Raw genomic sequence first — 17,394 nt, forward strand, 5'->3', positions numbered from 1 at the left:
ATTTTAAGATGAAAAGCATTGAAATTAACGGTACTCTTCGTACTGACCTTGGAAAAAAAGGTGCTAAAGACATCCGTCGTAGCGAGCTAACTCCTTGCAACATTTACGGAAATGGTGAAAACATCAACTTTACCGTAGTTACAAAGGAGCTTAAAGGGCTACTTTACACTCCAAGCGCTTATATCGTTGATCTTAACATCGGCGGAAACAAGGAGAAGGCAGTACTTCGCGAAGTACAATTTCACCCAGTAACTGATGAGGTTCTTCACATCGACTTCTACCGTATCACCGACGACAAGCCTGTAACCATCGAGGTTCCTGTTGTTCTTAACGGTAACTCTGAAGGTGTAAAGCAAGGGGGTAAGCTTCAGCTAGCAACTCGTAAGTTGAAGGTTTCTGCTTTTGCTAAGGATCTTCCTGATACATTCGAAATCGACATCACCAACTTAGGTCTTGGTAAGACTATTATGGTTGGCGAGCTAGAATTCCCTAACGTAACTATTCTTAACCCAAAGAGCACTGTAGTTTGCGCAGTTAAGATGACTCGTGCTGCTCGTGGTGCTGCTGCTGCTGCTGCACTTGCTGCTCAAAACGCAGGAAAGAAGAAGAAATAGTAGTAAACACTATTCGATACAAGGCGTTAGGAATATTATATCCTAACGCCTTTCGTCTATAATGTAAACTGTATTGTTTTGAAATATTTGATAGTAGGATTGGGTAATATTGGCGACGAGTACGTTAATACCCGACACAACATCGGTTTCAAGGTGGTTGATGCCTTTGCAAAGGCTGCAGAGGTGCCTTTTGCCACCAAGCGCTACGGCGATGTGGCTGAGGTAAAGCATAAGGGACGAAACTTTATCCTGCTCAAACCGTCAACCTACATGAACCTGAGCGGTAAGGCCGTTAGCTACTGGATGCAGGCCGAAAAGATTCCGATCGAGAATGTATTTGTGATTGTTGACGATATTGCGCTGCCCATGGGCTCTATCCGCATACGCGAAAAGGGTAGCGATGGTGGACATAACGGGTTGAAGCATATTACCGAGATTCTGGGTACGCCAAACTATGCGCGATTACGCTTTGGTATTGGCGATAAGTTTGCCAAAGGCAAGCAGGTAGATTACGTGCTTGGTCGTTGGACGGAAGAGGAGGAGAAGGTGCTTCCTGCGCTTATCGATCACAGCGTTGAGGCAATAAAGGGTTTTGGAACGATTGGCATCGAGCGTACCATGAACTTTTACAATAAAAAGTAGATTAATATGGCTGCAGAAGTAACAACAGTTCGCATCGACAAGTATTTGTGGGCTATTCGTGCTTTTAAAACGCGTACGGATGCTGCAGATGCTTGTAAGTTGGGACGTATAACTATCAACGGAGGAGAGGCAAAGGCTTCAAGAGATGTTAAAATTGGCGATTTGATTGGCGTGAAAAAAATGCCGGTTATCTACACGTTTAAGGTGCTTGCGCTCATCGCAAACCGACAACCTGCCAAGAATGTGTACCTGTATGCCGAAAATATGACTCCTGAGGAGGAGTTGGAAAAGCTAAAGATGGCTCGAACCACACTCTTTGCCTATAGAGACAAGGGTGCTGGTCGTCCAACAAAAAAAGAGCGTCGAGATATTGACGATTTGATGGAGAACTACTACTGGGGTGGGGAGGACCTTGATGAATGAATTTAGCGTCTCAAAAACGGAAAGAGAATGTTGCCGAATATATCCTGCTTATGTGGCAGATAACGGACTTGCTTCGTACACTTCAGTTTGACGAGCGGAAGATACAGCAGGTGCTAGTTGCCCCTTTAAATTTGCCCGAAGATCAGGCAAAGGTGGAGTTGTCGTGGTACATGGATCTTTGTGATGTTATAAAGCAGGAAGGAAAGACCGCAGCTGGTTTTATTTCAATTACCGAATACCTTATTGGAGAGCTCGCTGATTTTCATACGCGATTGCTTAATGAACCCAACGATGAGGCATATAAGATGATTGTGTTTAATGCCACACCTGCAATTGTTGCATTTAAGGAAAAGGTGGCAACACCTCAGCCAACCGATGTTGCATATGCTTTTTACGCCCTGTATTCGAAGCTGCTAATGAAGTTGCGCAATACGGAGATTAGCAGGCAAACCGAGGAGTCGTTCGACGAGATTACCCGAATGGTGGCCTACCTTTCAAAAAGATTTGGGCAGTTTGAGAGGGGGCAATTTTCTTTTACAGAGGATTAATGTCCTGATGTAAACGACAAAAGGCTTCCTTATGGGAAGCCTTTTGTCGTTATATATTGTAAAACTAAGCGTCTACGCCAAGAAATTGCTTGAGGACAAAACCGAGAAGGAATGAGAATCCTGCTACGGAAATACTAATAGTTGCCATTTCGAGGAATCGCTTTTTAAAGTTCAAATCCTTCGCAATGGAAATGTAGTAGTTAAATATGAAGATAATGAAAATGGCAATGGCAATCATGCAGCCTAGAGCCATATACCCGTTGTCGAGTAGGAGATAGGGGGCTACCAGCATTGCTACCGTTATAAGGTAGGCAATACCTGTGTAGGTGGCCGATTTAAGGGCGTCCTCCTCCCCTTCTGATTTTGACGAGAGGTATTCTGAAGCAGCCATGGAAAAGGTTGCCGCAATACCTGTAACTAAACCAGCAAGAGCCGTAAGCCTGCTATTTTGAAGCGCAAATGTTAGACCTGCAAGCGCTCCCGTTAGCTCGACCAATGCGTCGTTTAGTCCAAGAACAATAGAGCCAACATATTTCAACTTCTCCTCGTTGATCATCTCGATAAGCTGATGCTCGTGCTTTTCTTCGTCTTCGCGAATTTGGGTGATAAATGGGTAGTGCGATTCTAACTCAGCATATGCTTTTTGCGCCTTTTGCTCGTTTTTTTCCATGAGCTTTACCCCGAATGTTAGCCCAAAAGCTTTGGTTATTAGGTAGCTCTTTAGCGTATTAAATCTGCTGGGTTCAACATCTTTGCCCGAAATGTTTTTTAGCATTTTATAATGCATCATCTCCTGCTTTGCAATATCCCTGAATAGTTGGGCATTGTGAGGATCTTTTTCCGATTCGGCCAGCTTGTTGTAGATGGTGTAACCTGTAATTTCTTCTTTTTGGGCGATTAAAACGCTTTTTTCTAAACTCATTTTACTAGTTGTTGTAGAATTCGTAGGTATACTTGTATAATACCTGGTATTCGTAAGGCGCGTAGTAGGTATCTACTTCCGTTAGTATATCCTTCGGGTTGTAGGACGAATCCTTCTTGGAGTATTCTATTCCTTTGTTCTCACTCCATTGCTCCTGAAGCAGGTTGCCTTTCGAGTCGTACTTATACGTGCTGTATGGAAATTGCTTTCCACTAGCTTCAATTTGAACTACCTGTATCAGCTTATTTTCGCTGTCGTACAGGTACTGGTGGGTGTATCGTTTAATACCGCCAACAAACTCATCCCTTTTTTCTATTTGGCCCATAGGGTTGTAGTAGTAGCTGGTTTTGCGAAGCTCCTTGTTGTTGGCATCCATCTTCACCTCCTCAACTTTTTGCTTTCTCGAGTTGGTTACGATGCGTTGCTTGTTGGTTAACTTCCCCTTTTTGGTGATGGATATGGCAATCACCGTATCGCTATACTGGTAATCCCACTGCTCCTCGACGTTTTTGTTTACATCAATTTTGGTAATCTTGATCACCTTGTCGTTGCTGTCGTAGGTGTGAATTACGTTGTACGGGAATAGCCCATCATAGCCATCCTCTCTAACTAAAAGCCCTCTATCGTTGTAGGTAAATGTCTGGGAGTAGATTTTTTTATTTTGATCGGCATCAAAGTTCGTATACTCCGACTTATTACCCTTTAAATCGTAGGCGTATTTTTGGATAGTAGAAAGCTTACCCGAATTGTAGTTGGCAACTTCTACAGGATACCCATCCTTGTTGTAGGTTGTTACAACACTGATAGTCCCATCTTTAGAAGGTTTCCCATTTTCGTACTTATAGCTCCATTGAATAGACTTCTGAATTCTATTCGATAGAGTTTTTTCGCGTGTTTTAACTTCATCCAGAGGATCAATCATTTGCCCAAAGCAAGGGACTGCACCTGCAAGCGTTAATGCGAAAAGAAGTAGGTTTTTCATAGTTTGAATTCCCCTTATATCGTCTATTTGCCTAATATGTAAAATCAGTAGCAATGATAGTAAAAAATAAGAAAAAACAAGCCCCGCGTTGGGCTTGTTCTTTTTATTTGTGTGAAAAAAGAAGCAGAATAAACCTCTTTTGTCTATTTTTTTGGTGACAAAATGGCTACTTTATGTACACTTCTAGTATCTCTGCATTTTTATGGCATTCGAGGGTAATTTGCTCGAGCGATGCTGGTATTAGAACTGTATCTCCTGCCGATGCTTTTTCTTTTCCATCTGGATATGCTATGTTAATTTCACCTTCGAGCACCATGTATATGACGAAGGAGTCGAGCATTGCATAGTCGGTTTCTAAACCTTTACCTGCATTCAACTTTATCAGGTTGGTGGTGAAGTAGGGGCTGTCTACTAGCTGGTTCGACTGGTTGTCTTTAGCCTCGTAGCTTGATTTGTATGAAGGGTAAACGTTGTAATCAATGGCATCTACTGCAAGTTCCGTGTGGAGTTCTCTTGGGTTTCCCTTATCGTCAACGCGTCCCCAGTCATACATACGGTAGGTGATGTCGGAGGTTTGTTGGATTTCAGCGATAAGGTTGCCTTTTCCAATGGCATGTATTCTTCCTGCAGGAATGAAGTAGGTGTCTCCCTTTTGTGATATTTCTGTATTTAAAATTTCGGCAAGCTTGTTTTTTTCGAGGTAGCTGACGTACTTATTTTTATCAACTTCCTGGTTAAAACCTACGTATATTTTAGCGTCTGAGTCGCAGCCAACCACGTACCACATCTCTGTTTTTCCAAAAGAATTGTGGCGCTCCTTGGCTAGCTTGTCGTTGGGATGAACTTGGATAGAAAGATCGTCAGATGCGTCAATCAGCTTGATTAGAAGCGGAAAATCCTCTCCAAACTTTTCGTAAACTTTCTCACCCACCAAATCGCCCATATAAACTTCGATGAGTTCTTTTAGGTCGTTGCCTTTCAGAAAGCCATTTGAAACTACCGAAATGTCGCCATTTACGGCAGATAGCTCCCAACTTTCTCCGATTTTTGTGTTGGCGGGTAATTCTTTCGCTAATAGATTTTTAAGTTTTTCGCCTCCCCATATTCTTTCCTTAAAAATGGGGTTAAATTTTAGAGGGTAAAGACTAGACATTGCAATTGTGTGTATTTTTGCGCTAAGATAACTCATCGCATCGAACTTTAATAGGCATTTCTTTTAATATTCTGATAGATGATGAAGTTATATTTATATTTTCGTAAAAAAAAGAAAAGGCATGCTTATAGTTGGAATAGCAGGAGGTACAGGCTCAGGAAAAACGACCGTTGTTCGTCGAATAGTTGATTTATTGCCTGAAGGAGAGGTGATTGTTGTTCCTCAGGATTCGTATTATAGAGATAGTAGCCATGTGCCAGCAGAGCGTAGGCAGGAGATAAACTTTGACCATCCAGACTCAATTGAGTTTGAGCTGCTGGTGGAGCATATAAAGCAGCTTAAAAGAGGAATATCCGTAGAGCAGCCTATTTATTCTTATCTTACTTGCACAAGAGCAAAGGAAACGGTTACCATCGAGCCTCGTCATATTGTTATTGTAGAGGGGATTTTGATATTTACCTGTAAGGAACTTCGTGATTTGATGGATATCAAAATTTTTGTAGACGCCGATGCTGATGACCGGTTGAGCCGGGTTATTGCTCGCGATATAGCAGAGAGAGGTCGTTCTGTAGATAAGGTTCTGGATAGATACGAGGGGGTGGTAAAGCCTATGCACCTGCAGTTCATAGAGCCGACAAAACGTTATGCCGATATTATTATACCACAAGGAGGAAATAACCAGGTGGCAATTAATATTATGAAGATATTTATTGAGAAGAGTTTACACGATTATAGAGTAAAATAGCGATGATTAAAAGCCTTAATTTGAAGGATATCATGTTTGTTGATATCGAAACAGTCCCACAGAGTGAAAGCTATAAGGATGTTCCTCCTGTAATTCGCGATCTGTGGGATAAAAAGGCTTTTTACCTAGCAAAAAACGAGGAAACGCCTGAAGAAATTTACAGCCGAGCAGGTATTTATGCTGAGTTTGGTCGCGTGATATGTATATCTGTAGGTGTTTTTAATGACAGAAAAGAGGGGAAAACATTTCTTGTAAAGTCATTTTATGGTGATGACGAGGTTGATGTACTTACTCGCTTTACCAAGTCTGTAGAAAAATTTTTAGCTAAACGGAAAGGCTTTGTTTGTGCGCATAATGGAAAAGAGTTTGACTTTCCATTCCTTTCACGGCGAATGATTATTAATGGGTTACCGTTGCCTGAAATTCTAGATGTTGCTGGACGCAAGCCATGGGAAGTCCCTTTTTTGGATACAATGGAACTTTGGAAATTTGGCGACTATAAGCATTACACCTCGCTACATTTGTTAACTACCATCTTAAATATCCCTACCCCAAAGGATGATATTGATGGCAGTATGGTTGCTGATACTTACTATAAGCAAAAGGATTTGCTCCGTATTGTGCGGTACTGCGAAAAGGATGTTGTTGCTGTGGCGCAAATATTGCAACGATTCAGAGGTGATGATATACTCGTTGTTGAAGATGTCGATTTTGTTGATGCCTAAAAAGAGGCTTCCTGATTACAAAAATTCATAACCGTTTCAATAAATAAATCGAGCTGCTCTGCGTGTACCCAATGGCCAGCCTCAGGAATGTTTTCGAGCTTCGATTCGGGATAAAAAAGTTTTATTGCAGATTCATCTTCTTTACCAATATAGTCCGATTTTTCGCCTTTTATAAATAGAATGGGGAAATCTTTTTGACTTAAATGATCGGGGTTCGAAAGATCAAATCCATCCATAACATGCTCTATTTGCGTTGCAAGTATGTCTAGGTTTAGTTTCCATTGGAATTGATGTCCAACTCTCGTTAAATTTTTTAGGAGAAAACTTCTGACCCTTTCCGAAGGAACTCGTTCACTAAGAATTGTATCTGCTTCTTTTCTGCTTTCAATAATTTTAATAGGGAGATTTCTTAAAGACGAAATGATGTTTTTATGATCCAGCATATGCTGCTTATGGGGGGCATTGATATTTCCCAAAGGGGATATGTCCACAACGATCATACGCTGGATGAGTTCTGGGTTGCTAAGTCCGAGATGCATTACAACTTTGCCTCCCATAGAATGCCCCATTAGGATTGGGCTCTTTATATTATTCTCAAGAATGAAATCCTTTAAATCCTGAGACATCGCTTGGTAGCTGTGCTCCTCCGAGTGTGGCGAGTTGCCATGGTTGCGTAAGTCAACTAGGTAAAGGCTGAAGTGGTTTTCGAGTTTTTTGGCAACAGATAGCCAGTTGTCTGAAGAACCATAAAGGCCGTGTACGATAACAAGCGGCCATCCCTTGCCAAAATGTCGAAAAAATAGCTTCATTTACTTAAGTTGGTTGAGGTATTGTTTTACCGTTTCTTCCAAACCGAGATAAAGAGCGTCAGAAATTAGCGCGTGCCCTATCGAAACTTCAAGCAAACCGGGTATGTTTTTGTAGAAGTAGTTCAGGTTAAGAAGGCTCAAGTCGTGCCCCGCGTTAACTCCTAATCCTAACTTTTGCGCTTCAGCTGCGGCTTCTATGAAGGGTTTTATCGCTTTTTCTTTATCCAACGGGTAACTTGTTGCATATGGCTCGGTATATAGTTCGATGCGGTCTGTCCCCGTTTCGAGGGCATGCTGCACCATGCTAACCATTGGGTCTACAAATAGCGACACGCGGATACCTTTATCCTTAAAGGTTTTTACAACATCGATAAGGAATGATTTGTTGGCTTGGGTATCCCATCCTGCGTTCGAGGTTAGTGCTGTAGGGGGATCGGGAACTAGAGTTACCTGTGTTGGTATTACTTCAAGTACCAAATCGATAAACTCTTTACAAGGGTATCCTTCGATATTAAATTCTGTTGTTACAATTTTCTTCAAATCTCTGACGTCTTGGTATCTGATGTGCCTCTCGTCAGGACGAGGATGAACTGTAATACCTTGAGATCCATATTTCTCGCAGTTAACAGCTGCGTCAACAACATTTGGTGTATTGCCACCTCTCGCATTTCGGATTGTAGCAATTTTATTTATATTTACACTAAGCTTTGTCATTGCTAAAATGTTCTGTGATTAGTGATGCAAATGTAGGAGAATTATTGATGAAGTATTCTATCGACCTTATATCAGACATGGTTCCTGCGTTAAAACTTTCCGATACGGGCGGTAAGGCTCTGACTCTTATGGAAGTTTTTAAGGTTTCGCATTTGCCTGTTGTTGATCGCCAGCAATTTTTGGGTCTAGTTTCTGAAAATAACGTTTTGGATATGAACGATCCTGATGTTCTCATCTCTGATTATAAGTTGGATGCGGATGGGACTTTTATAGGGAAAGATGTTCCTGCTTTTGAAGTGCTTTCGTTGGCTTCAGATAAAAACTTGTCGGTAATAACCGTGGTTGATCTGAATAGGCGGTATCTTGGTGCAATTCCTGTTTCGGATCTGCTGCTTTCGTTTGTAAAAGATTCTTCGCTGCATATGCAGGGTGGTATAATAGTATTGGAGGTCAATATTAAAGATTACTCGCTGTCCCATATTGCTCAAATAGTAGAGTCCAATGACGCGAAGGTGCTAAATTCCTACGTTTTGCCGATTCCTGACTCTTCTCAGGTCGAAGTTGTCGTTAAGGTTAATACGGATGATCTGACCTCTATTTTGCAAACATTCAATCGCTATAGCTATTTGGTTACTAATGTGTATAATGCCACAAATCAGATGGATGATATCCTAGATGATCGCTACGATCAGCTAATGAAATTCCTCGATTTATAACTTTTACAATGCAGGAAAAACTCCAAATTGCCGTGTACGGCAGAACGTTAGATAGTGCTAGAATTCCGGATGTTCTTCGCTTTATCACACGGCTAAGTAGAGATTCCAATCTTTACATTCATAGCCAGTTTTTAGATTCACTAAATGGTCTTGATTTCAATTTTTTTAAGGAGTTTAATGGCGTTGCAGATTTTCCACAGGTCGATTTGCTAATAAGTATTGGAGGTGATGGCACATTGTTGGATTGTGTTTCTTTCGTTCGCGACTCAGATATCCCTATCTGGGGTGTTAATATTGGGCGCTTGGGCTTTCTTACATTTACCTCTTTGGATGATGCAGAGGTCACATTTGATGCTATTCTTAAGGGTGATTACACCATTGAGTCGCGTTCTATGATCGAAGTTTCGGTTGATGGAATGCCTCCAGTTTTTTCGGCTGCGTTGAATGAGGTTACGGTACAGAAGCAAGATTCTTCGATGGTAACCGTGCATGCGTATATTGATAATGAATTTTTGGGAACATATTGGGCTGATGGGGTTATTGTTGCAACGCCTACTGGCTCTACTGCTTATTCTTTGAGTATTGGAGGCCCAATTGTGACGCCAGATTCGAACGTTTTTACGTTATCTCCAATAGCTCCACATAACCTAAATATGCGTCCCTTAGTATTACCCGATACGTCAATTCTTCGTCTCGAAGTAGAGTCTCGTTTTGGCAATATTGTGTGGTCTATGGATAATAGCAGATTTGTGGCTCCAAGTGGAACTTCCTTGACGCTTCACAAGTCGAAGTCTCAAATTCGATTCATGAAGTTCAAGGGAAATAATTTTTGTATAAATCTGAGGAATAAGTTATTGTGGGGGTTTGATAAGCGAAACTAATTGTTGTTGAGTTGATCTGGATGGAATTATCGTTTTTTATGATAGTTTTGTCATTTATGAGTGCATGGTGGAAGGAATAGATGAGGAAGATACTTTTAGTAGTCACGCTGTTAGGGATTGTCTTCGTAGGGAAGGGGCAGTTGAACCGTAAATCGCTCGAAGAGTTCGGTTTGGGAGTTGCTGTCATTTCTGCCTATACTGACGTGGGAGGAACTAGCGGCTCGGGAGAAGGATTTGTCGATTTTTCAATATCGGCTCAGCGTCCAGGTGTTTTCTTCTATTATAAGAAAAATTTGGGGCGTAATTTTTCAGCAAAGGCTAATCTTCTGGTTGGCGTATTGGCTCGAAAAGACGATGGTTCGCGAAATGATAATAGAAAATTTGGGTTTACAACCCCATTTGCTGAAATAGCAGGGATTGGCGTTTATTACATTGTTCCAGAAGAGGAACCATTTTTTTATCCATCTAAGATTCGAGGTGGTAAAAGTTGGAGTCGGAATGTGTACCCCTCTTTATACGTACAGGTTGGTCTTGGGGCACTATTTTACAAACCAATTCCGAATGAGAGTATGAAGGCTGCAATAAATGCGGGGTATGAAGGAGGCAGGGGTGTTACACCTTCGATACCGGTTGGACTTGGCTCAACTATTCCGGTTGCAAGGGATGTGCGCTTTTTGCTGGAGGCAAACTATGTATTTACGCTTACTGATTATTTAGAAGGTTATAGTAACTCCAAGTATTCTAAGAATAAGGACATGTATTTTTCTTTTAATGTAGGCCTATCCTACCAAATTGGGAGTAAAAATGTAGGTTGGGGACGCTCTAAATATCGAAGACGTTAGCAATAACAATTGATAAAATTGAAAAGATCGCAATTTAGAAATATCACTACAATTGGCTGCTTTTTGCTGTTTTTACTAACTGCTTCTACTTCCTATGCTCAGGAGGTTCATGATATTGGTGTTCAAGGAGGTATAAGTACTTATCTTGGGGATTTTAACAATGTTAATGTTTTTAAGTCTCCATCACCCTACCTTGGTGCTCATTATAGATATAACTTTGATGATTACAATGGGGTAAGAGTCTCTGCAAATGTCGGGCAGATTAGAGGTATTTCTGACAGCTATGAGCACTTTTTGCCTGGAATTCCTCCTGTAAAAGAATTTAGTGAACTATTTTTTGATCTAGACGTAAAATATGAGGTAAACTTCCGTCCTTTTAATCCGCTAACCTCTCGACATGAGTTTTTTTCACCATATTTGTTGGTCGGAATTGCCGCCTACTACTATAACGGGAATATGCTACCTGCGATCCCTTTCGGAGCGGGTGTAAAAGTCGCCGCAACGCGAAGAATAACGTTAGGTTTAGAAATGCAGCTGTCGAAAACATTTAACGATGAGTTGGATTTCTATAAAAATGTAGGTAATAAAAGTTCATTTATTAGCAATAACGACTGGTTTTTTACATGCGGATTCGTATTTTCGTACCGCCTGAATTTAGGACAGAAAATATGTCCTGTTTACTTATAATATAGAATGGATAATATGTTAATTTCGTCTGTCGATAAATGTAGGTTGCCTCAGCACGTCGCAATTATCATGGACGGTAATGGAAGATGGGCCAAAAAACTTGGTAATCAGCGCCTATTTGGCCATAGAAAAGGGGTTAACTCTGTAAATGCTGCAGTTGAAATATCAACAGAACTGGGTATTAAGCACCTTACTTTATATGCATTTTCCACAGAAAATTGGTCTCGACCCAAAGATGAGGTGGATGGGCTAATGTCTTTATTGGTCTCCACAATTCAAGATCAAACCCCCAAACTAAATAAGAATAACATCAGGCTTAACGCTATCGGCGATCTTGATTCTTTACCGGCAGCTGTTAATAAAAAGCTGATGAATGCGATCGAAAAAACATCTCAGAATACAGGACTTGTTCTTACCTTGGCGTTGAGCTATAGCGCAAGGTGGGAAATAATTAATGCTGTAAAAGAAATTTGTAAGGAGGTGCAGCAAGGGAAACTCGACGTTGAAGCAATAAACGAGCAATCCTTCCCGTTATACCTTACAACACGAGAAATGCCCGACCCTGAGCTTATTATTAGAACTAGTGGGGAACAGCGTATTAGCAACTTTTTGCTTTGGCAATGCGCTTATTCGGAATTTTACTTCTCGCCTGTTTTGTGGCCCGACTTCACGAAAGAGGAATTTATTAAAGCCATTGTTGACTACCAAGGTAGAGAACGTAGATTTGGCAAAACAAGTGATCAGGTAAAGGTATAAGTTTAACTTCATTATCATCGTAATGCACAAAAGAGTATTTTTTCTCTTGCTATCGCTGCTGGTTTTTGGCAAGGTATTCGCTCAGGATCAGGCTGTACATAATTTAACTGTAAATTATGAAAAACCTCAGAAATATGTGGTTCAGGATATTACCATCGAAGGTATAAAGTATCTTGATCCAGATCTCTATTTAGGGGTGACTGGAATTTCTAAAGGTGACACAATTACCATTCCTGGTGAAGAATTTGCTCGTGCCATAAAAAAGCTATGGGAGCAGGACTTGTTTGGTGATGTTAAAATTAATGCCTCTAAAATAGACGGAGATAAAATTTGGTTAACCATTAGCCTAACAGAAAAACCTCGATTGTACAATTGGGATATCAAAGGTGCTAAAAAATCGGAAGTTACCGATCTTAATGAGAAGCTGAAACTTAAAAGAGGGACAACCATTACCGATTTTATGCTAACCACCACTACTGATATAATTAAGAAGTACTACATAAATAAGGGTTTTTTAAATGTTGATGTTAATGTTACTCAAACTGCGGATACGGTTGTTAAAAATACAGAGCACTTGGTGTTTAATGTAACAAAGAACAAGAAAGTTAAAATTAAGGATATTGATTTTGAAGGAAATAAGCATTACACCGACGAACGTTTGCGTAGAGCGCTAAAGAAAACCCACCGACGCGATTGGAATATCTTCAATGTGTCGAAATTCATAAAGAGCGACTACGAAAATGATAAGAAGGAACTTATAGATTTTTATACTCAAAAGGGATACCGTGATGCTAAGATTGTAGAGGATTCTATTTATAAGGTTAGCAACGAGAGAATCGGGATCAAAATTAAGATTGATGAAGGGAACCGCTACTATTTCCGAAATGTAGTTTGGATTGGTAACACAAAGAATACGGCAGAGGAGTTGATGACTCTGCTAAAGATTAAAAAGGGTGATCCATACGACAGGGTTGCCTTAGATAAGCGTCTGAATACCGACGAAGAATCTGTAGCAAGCATTTATCAGAATCAAGGTTACCTATTCTTTAATGCGACACCTGTAGAGGTTCGGGTGGATAACGATTCTGTTGATGTTGAAATAAGAATGACAGAGGGTAAGCCTGCTACAATTTCTTACATTAGCATCGCTGGTAATGATAGAACTAATGAGCATGTTATTCGTCGTGAAATTTTAACAAAACCAGGCGATCTCTATAGGAAGGATAATGTGATTAATACCATCCGCTATTTAGGCCAGTTAGGTCACTTTGATGCAGAAAAGTTAGGGGAAGGAATTCAAATGGATCCCAACCAACAGGAAAGCACCGTAGGAATAAAGTATACCGTTAACGAGAAATCTAACGACCAGTTAGAACTTTCTGGAGGATGGGGTGGAAATATGTTTGTAGGATCTGTAGGGCTCCGTTTTAACAACTTTTCTGCGCGACGAATTTTTGAAAAAGGAGCTTGGAGACCAATTCCAACAGGGGATAGCCAGTCGTTGTCTCTTCGCGCTCAAACGAATGGATCTTACTATAAAGCATTTTCTGCAAGTTTTACAGAACCTTGGTTAGGAGGGAAAAAGCCGCAGTCACTTTCTGTGTCGCTATACTATCAGGTGCAAAATAATAGCTATTCATACTTTGTAAAAAGCGATCAATTCTTTAAGGTAATCGGAGGTTCTGTTGGTTTAGGACGACGTCTTACATGGCCCGACAACTTCTTTACTTTTTCAAATTCGGTGAATGTGGAAATTTATAAGTTAAAGCAATGGCAGTCATTTATTATAGAGGATGGAACCGCTGCAAATATCAGCTTATCTACAGCTTTGTCTCGAAATTCAACAAACAATCCTATTTATCCTCGTGGTGGTTCGGATGTGTCGCTTTCATTAAAAATGACCTTGCCTTACTCTCTACTTAATGGAAAAGATTATGGAGATAATAGCCAAATGACGAATAAGGAACGTTACCGTTGGATTGAGTATTATAAGGTTGGATTTAAGGGCGTTTTCTACCATAATGTATGGAAGGATATGGTTTTAGCCTTACGTGCCCAGTTTGGCTACCTCGGAATGTATAACTCTAAGTATGGATATTCTCCTTTTGAAGGCTTTATTGTAGGTGGTGATGGACTTAGCGGATATGCTCTTTATGGAACAGAAACCGTTGGTCTTAGAGGATATGAGAACGAATCGGTGACTCCAAAGTATTACTACAAGACAACAGATCCAGATCCGCAAAAAAATAGACGCTGGCTAAATAATGCTAACGTATACGATAAATTTAGCGCAGAACTTCGTTACCCAATTACGTTAACGCCTCAGTCTTCTATTTATGTATTAGGATTTTTTGAGGCTGGAAATGCTTGGCAGGATATGAAGTATTTTAACCCATATCAGATGGTAAGATCTGCAGGTGTTGGTGCTCGTATTTTCCTTCCAATGATTGGAATGCTAGGTATAGACTGGGCTTATGGCTTTGATAAGCCTGCTGCAAACCCAAGTGCAGGAGGAAGCAACTTCCACTTTGTAATTGGAATGCCAATGTAATTCTTTGTACGATGAAAAAAATACTACTTTTAGCCTGTTTGTTTGCTATTTGTTCTGTTGCTTTTTCGCAGAAATATGCTGTGGTGGATTCTGATTATATCCTTAAAAAGATTCCAAACTACAAGGCAGCATTAGAGCAGTTGGATAAATTATCTCAGCAGTACCAGAAGGATGTAGAGAGGCGATTTGACGAGGTAGATCAGGCGTATAAAGCATTTCAGGCTGAGAAAGTATTGCTGACAGAAGCCATGAAGAAGACTCGGGAAATGGAGCTTCAAGCAAAAGAGGCTTCAGCGAGTGAATTGCAACGAAAATATTTTGGTCCAGAAGGACTTATGTTTAAAAAACGAGAGGAATTACTTAAACCCTTTTATGATCAAATATTCAACGCGGTTAAGGAAGTTGCAAACGAAGGTTCTTTCTCCCTTATTTTAGATAAGGCAAATAATCCTTCGGTGCTTTTTGTAAGTCCTAAAAGCGATAAAAGTGATGAGGTCTTACAGAAATTAGGGTATAAGTAAATTTTGAAAATGTATATTTGCGTAAAACGAAAACGAATTTTAAAGATGAAAAACGGAATTAAAGCGCTTCTACTAGTATGTTGCGTGCTATTCGGAAGCGTAGCTTTCGGGCAAAACCTAAAATTTGGTGTTATTAATTCTCAGGAAATTATTTCTAAGATGCCAGAAAGAGATTCTGCAGAAGCCAAATTAATGAAATTGAGAACAGAACTTGGAAATCAAATTGAATCATTGCAAGTTGAGTTTAACCAAAAGTATCAAGCATACGCTCAAGGACGCGAAAAGATGGCAGACCTAGTTCGCCAGACTAAAGAAAAGGAGTTGTCCGATCTTCAAAATCGCATTCAAGAGTACGGTCAAAACGCAGAGCAAGAGTTGTCTAAGCAGCAAGCCGCTCTTCTTAAACCTATTGTAGATAAGATAAATGAGGCTATTAAAGCTGTTGGCAAAGCTAATGGGTTTGCTTACATTTTTGATACAGCAATTCCAAGCCTTGCTTACTATGATGCAGCACAGGCTGTAGATGTATTGCCTTTGGTTGTTAAGCAATTAGGCATTAAGGAAAAACCAGCAGCGGCAACTCCTAAGAAATAAGGAAGAATATTTATACCTTTGAGCCATCCTGAAAAGGATGGCTTTTTTGTTTCTATGAGTAATATAATGAACCAACCAATTGGCATGTTTGATTCGGGGGTTGGAGGTCTATCTGTTTGGAGAGAGGTCGCCAGCCTTCTTCCTAGGGAGGAGTTGATTTATTTTTCAGATAACGCGCACTGCCCTTATGGTCCAAAATCTGTAGAGGAGGTCATTCTTCTATCAGAAAAGATTGTCGAATACTTTATATCCAAAGATGTGAAGATGGTTGTCGTTGCCTGCAATACGGCAACTGCTGCTGCTATTGATCATCTTCGAAATAAGTATAGCATTCCATTTGTAGGCATGGAACCAGCTGTAAAGCCAGCAGCGCTGCATACAAAAACAGGGGCTGTTGGGATATTAGCAACAGCAGGAACCTTAGGTGGACGGTTATTCAACATGACAAAGCAGCGCTATGCTTCTAATGTGAAAGTCGTAATGGAAGTTGGCACAGGTTTGGTGGAGCTGGTAGAAAATGGAGAGCAGTATGGCGAAAAGGCAAAAGAGCTGCTCCAAAAGTATGTAAAACCGATGCTACTACGTAAGGTAGATCATATTGTGCTTGGTTGCACCCATTATCCTTTTTTTAGACCTCTAATAGATGAAATAGCAGGGACAAATGTGACTATCGTTGACCCAGCACCTGCTGTGGCTAGAAGGGTGAAGGATATTTTGGAGGAACAGGGCCTGCTATCAAAGGCGATGGACGCTCCAAAATATCATTTTTTCGCAAGTGGCAGCACTGATACGCTTAAGGAGTTGCTGGTGAAGGTTCTTAAGGTTGATATAGAACTGGTTGATGTTGTTGCGAATGTGTCGTTGTAGCTATTCCTCTTCTTTGTACCAGCTGGAGTACATTAAATAGTTGTTCGCTATTTTGTTTATCATTTCCTTTGTTTGCTCAGGATCTACCTTCTTTACGAATTTGGCTGGAACACCAGCGTAAATGCTGCCTGGCTCTACAATCGTATTGCTAAGAACAAGCGCGTTGGCTGCAATAATGCTGTTCTCTCCGATAACGGCCCCATCTAAAATGGTAGAACCCATTCCTACAAGCACGTTGTCTTTTACGGTAGCTCCGTGTATGGTAACGTTGTGTCCAATAGAGACGTTGTCACCAATAGTAATCGTAGATTTTTCGTAGAGGCAATGAAGCACCGAGCCATCTTGGATATTTACCTTATTTCCAATGGTGATGGTGTTAACATCTCCACGAAGAACTGCGTTGAACCAAATGCTACAGTCATTACCCATAATAACCTCTCCAACAATAGTTGCATTCTCTGCAATAAAGCAGTTCTCTCCAATGATAGGCGCAAAGCCTCGTACGGGTCTTATGTAAGGCATCTCTTTATCTTTTTTAGTGAAATACAAATGTAATAGAGCGCGGGTGGTTGTTAAAATATTGTACATCATATTTTATGTTTTATTGCATTTCTTTTGCAGTTAACAATAATATAGATAATTGGGGGCTTATCTATTAAGGAGTAAGTTTTTGGATGGTAAAACTTACAATATGTAAGTGGT

Annotated in this window: 21 protein-coding genes; 15 read left to right on the top strand and 6 right to left on the bottom strand. The window is 40.5% G+C overall.

All coding sequences use genetic code 11. From position 1 onward, the window contains the following. The first annotated feature begins 8 nt into the window (after positions 1–8). The 4 genes from L990_RS06825 to L990_RS06840 all read left to right on the top strand — a co-directional run bounded on the left by L990_RS06825 (position 9) and on the right by L990_RS06840 (position 2,227). Positions 9–614, top strand: coding sequence for a 50S ribosomal protein L25/general stress protein Ctc (locus tag L990_RS06825; RefSeq protein WP_047446851.1), 606 nt, complete (start codon positions 9–11; stop codon positions 612–614). 78 nt (positions 615–692) lie between these two features. Next, positions 693–1,256 (top strand): aminoacyl-tRNA hydrolase, encoded by a 564-nt coding sequence (gene pth / locus L990_RS06830; protein WP_047446853.1) that lies wholly within the window; start codon positions 693–695, stop codon positions 1,254–1,256. Between the two features lie 6 nt (positions 1,257–1,262). Beyond that, a complete protein-coding gene (locus L990_RS06835) occupies positions 1,263–1,679 on the top strand; it encodes an RNA-binding S4 domain-containing protein (RefSeq protein WP_047446855.1) in 417 nt (138 codons plus the stop codon). Positions 1,680–1,729: 50 nt separating this feature from the next. Further along, a complete protein-coding gene (locus L990_RS06840) occupies positions 1,730–2,227 on the top strand; it encodes a DUF4924 family protein (RefSeq protein WP_231562257.1) in 498 nt (165 codons plus the stop codon). 64 nt (positions 2,228–2,291) lie between these two features. Here L990_RS06840 and L990_RS06845 read toward each other — a convergent pair whose 3' ends face one another. The 3 genes from L990_RS06845 to L990_RS06855 form a co-directional block, all read right to left on the bottom strand. Further along, positions 2,292–3,149, bottom strand: a complete 858-nt coding sequence (locus L990_RS06845) for a VIT1/CCC1 transporter family protein (protein ID WP_047446859.1) — start codon at positions 3,147–3,149, stop codon at positions 2,292–2,294. A gap of 4 nt (positions 3,150–3,153) precedes the next feature. Continuing rightward, on the bottom strand, positions 3,154–4,131 hold the full coding sequence (locus L990_RS06850; protein WP_047446861.1) for a hypothetical protein: 978 nt from the start codon (positions 4,129–4,131) through the stop codon (positions 3,154–3,156). 166 nt (positions 4,132–4,297) lie between these two features. After that, positions 4,298–5,284 carry a type I phosphomannose isomerase catalytic subunit gene (locus L990_RS06855; RefSeq protein WP_047446863.1) on the bottom strand — a complete coding sequence of 329 codons (987 nt, stop codon included), beginning with the start codon at positions 5,282–5,284 and terminating at the stop codon, positions 4,298–4,300. A gap of 121 nt (positions 5,285–5,405) precedes the next feature. Here L990_RS06855 and udk point away from each other — a divergent pair, with 121 nt between their 5' ends. Together udk and L990_RS06865 are read left to right on the top strand one after the other, a co-directional pair. After that, a complete protein-coding gene (gene udk / locus L990_RS06860) occupies positions 5,406–6,029 on the top strand; it encodes a uridine kinase (protein WP_047446865.1) in 624 nt (207 codons plus the stop codon). A gap of 2 nt (positions 6,030–6,031) precedes the next feature. Further along, positions 6,032–6,754 carry a 3'-5' exonuclease gene (locus L990_RS06865; protein WP_047446867.1) on the top strand — a complete coding sequence of 241 codons (723 nt, stop codon included), beginning with the start codon at positions 6,032–6,034 and terminating at the stop codon, positions 6,752–6,754. Here L990_RS06865 and L990_RS06870 read toward each other — a convergent pair. Beyond that, entirely contained in the window at positions 6,751–7,563 is an 813-nt protein-coding gene (locus L990_RS06870; RefSeq protein ID WP_047446869.1) for an alpha/beta fold hydrolase, read from the bottom strand. The genes L990_RS06865 and L990_RS06870 overlap by 4 nt on opposite strands. Then, complete coding sequence (locus tag L990_RS06875; protein ID WP_047446871.1) at positions 7,564–8,277, bottom strand: pyridoxine 5'-phosphate synthase; 714 nt, start codon at positions 8,275–8,277, stop codon at positions 7,564–7,566. It abuts the gene before it with no gap. A 14-nt stretch (positions 8,278–8,291) separates the two neighbouring features. Between L990_RS06875 and L990_RS06880 the strand changes: the two genes are divergently transcribed. The 9 genes from L990_RS06880 to murI all read left to right on the top strand — a co-directional run bounded on the left by L990_RS06880 (position 8,292) and on the right by murI (position 16,692). Further along, complete coding sequence (locus tag L990_RS06880) at positions 8,292–8,993, top strand: CBS domain-containing protein (protein ID WP_156121411.1); 702 nt, start codon at positions 8,292–8,294, stop codon at positions 8,991–8,993. Positions 8,994–9,001: 8 nt separating this feature from the next. Beyond that, positions 9,002–9,874 carry an NAD(+)/NADH kinase gene (locus L990_RS06885; RefSeq protein ID WP_047446874.1) on the top strand — a complete coding sequence of 291 codons (873 nt, stop codon included), beginning with the start codon at positions 9,002–9,004 and terminating at the stop codon, positions 9,872–9,874. 80 nt (positions 9,875–9,954) lie between these two features. Further along, positions 9,955–10,716, top strand: coding sequence for a hypothetical protein (locus L990_RS06890; protein WP_047446877.1), 762 nt, complete (start codon positions 9,955–9,957; stop codon positions 10,714–10,716). A gap of 18 nt (positions 10,717–10,734) precedes the next feature. Beyond that, positions 10,735–11,403, top strand: a complete 669-nt coding sequence (locus L990_RS06895; protein WP_197057253.1) for a DUF6089 family protein — start codon at positions 10,735–10,737, stop codon at positions 11,401–11,403. Between the two features lie 15 nt (positions 11,404–11,418). Further along, on the top strand, positions 11,419–12,159 hold the full coding sequence (locus tag L990_RS06900) for an isoprenyl transferase (RefSeq protein ID WP_047446962.1): 741 nt from the start codon (positions 11,419–11,421) through the stop codon (positions 12,157–12,159). Positions 12,160–12,181: 22 nt separating this feature from the next. Then, positions 12,182–14,710 (top strand): outer membrane protein assembly factor BamA, encoded by a 2,529-nt coding sequence (bamA, locus tag L990_RS06905; RefSeq protein WP_052180810.1) that lies wholly within the window; start codon positions 12,182–12,184, stop codon positions 14,708–14,710. Positions 14,711–14,721: 11 nt separating this feature from the next. Continuing rightward, positions 14,722–15,231 carry an OmpH family outer membrane protein gene (locus L990_RS06910; protein WP_047446881.1) on the top strand — a complete coding sequence of 170 codons (510 nt, stop codon included), beginning with the start codon at positions 14,722–14,724 and terminating at the stop codon, positions 15,229–15,231. A gap of 45 nt (positions 15,232–15,276) precedes the next feature. Then, on the top strand, positions 15,277–15,825 hold the full coding sequence (locus L990_RS06915) for an OmpH family outer membrane protein (RefSeq protein ID WP_047446883.1): 549 nt from the start codon (positions 15,277–15,279) through the stop codon (positions 15,823–15,825). A gap of 66 nt (positions 15,826–15,891) precedes the next feature. Then, positions 15,892–16,692 (top strand): glutamate racemase, encoded by an 801-nt coding sequence (gene murI / locus L990_RS06920; RefSeq protein ID WP_052180811.1) that lies wholly within the window; start codon positions 15,892–15,894, stop codon positions 16,690–16,692. Here the strand turns inward: murI and L990_RS06925 are convergent, their stop codons facing one another. Further along, positions 16,693–17,214, bottom strand: a complete 522-nt coding sequence (locus L990_RS06925) for a gamma carbonic anhydrase family protein (RefSeq protein ID WP_047446886.1) — start codon at positions 17,212–17,214, stop codon at positions 16,693–16,695. Positions 17,215–17,394 lie beyond the last annotated feature (180 nt).

Origin of the sequence: Alistipes sp. ZOR0009, assembly GCF_000798815.1 — a bacterium.
Lineage (GTDB): Bacteria > Bacteroidota > Bacteroidia > Bacteroidales > ZOR0009 > Acetobacteroides.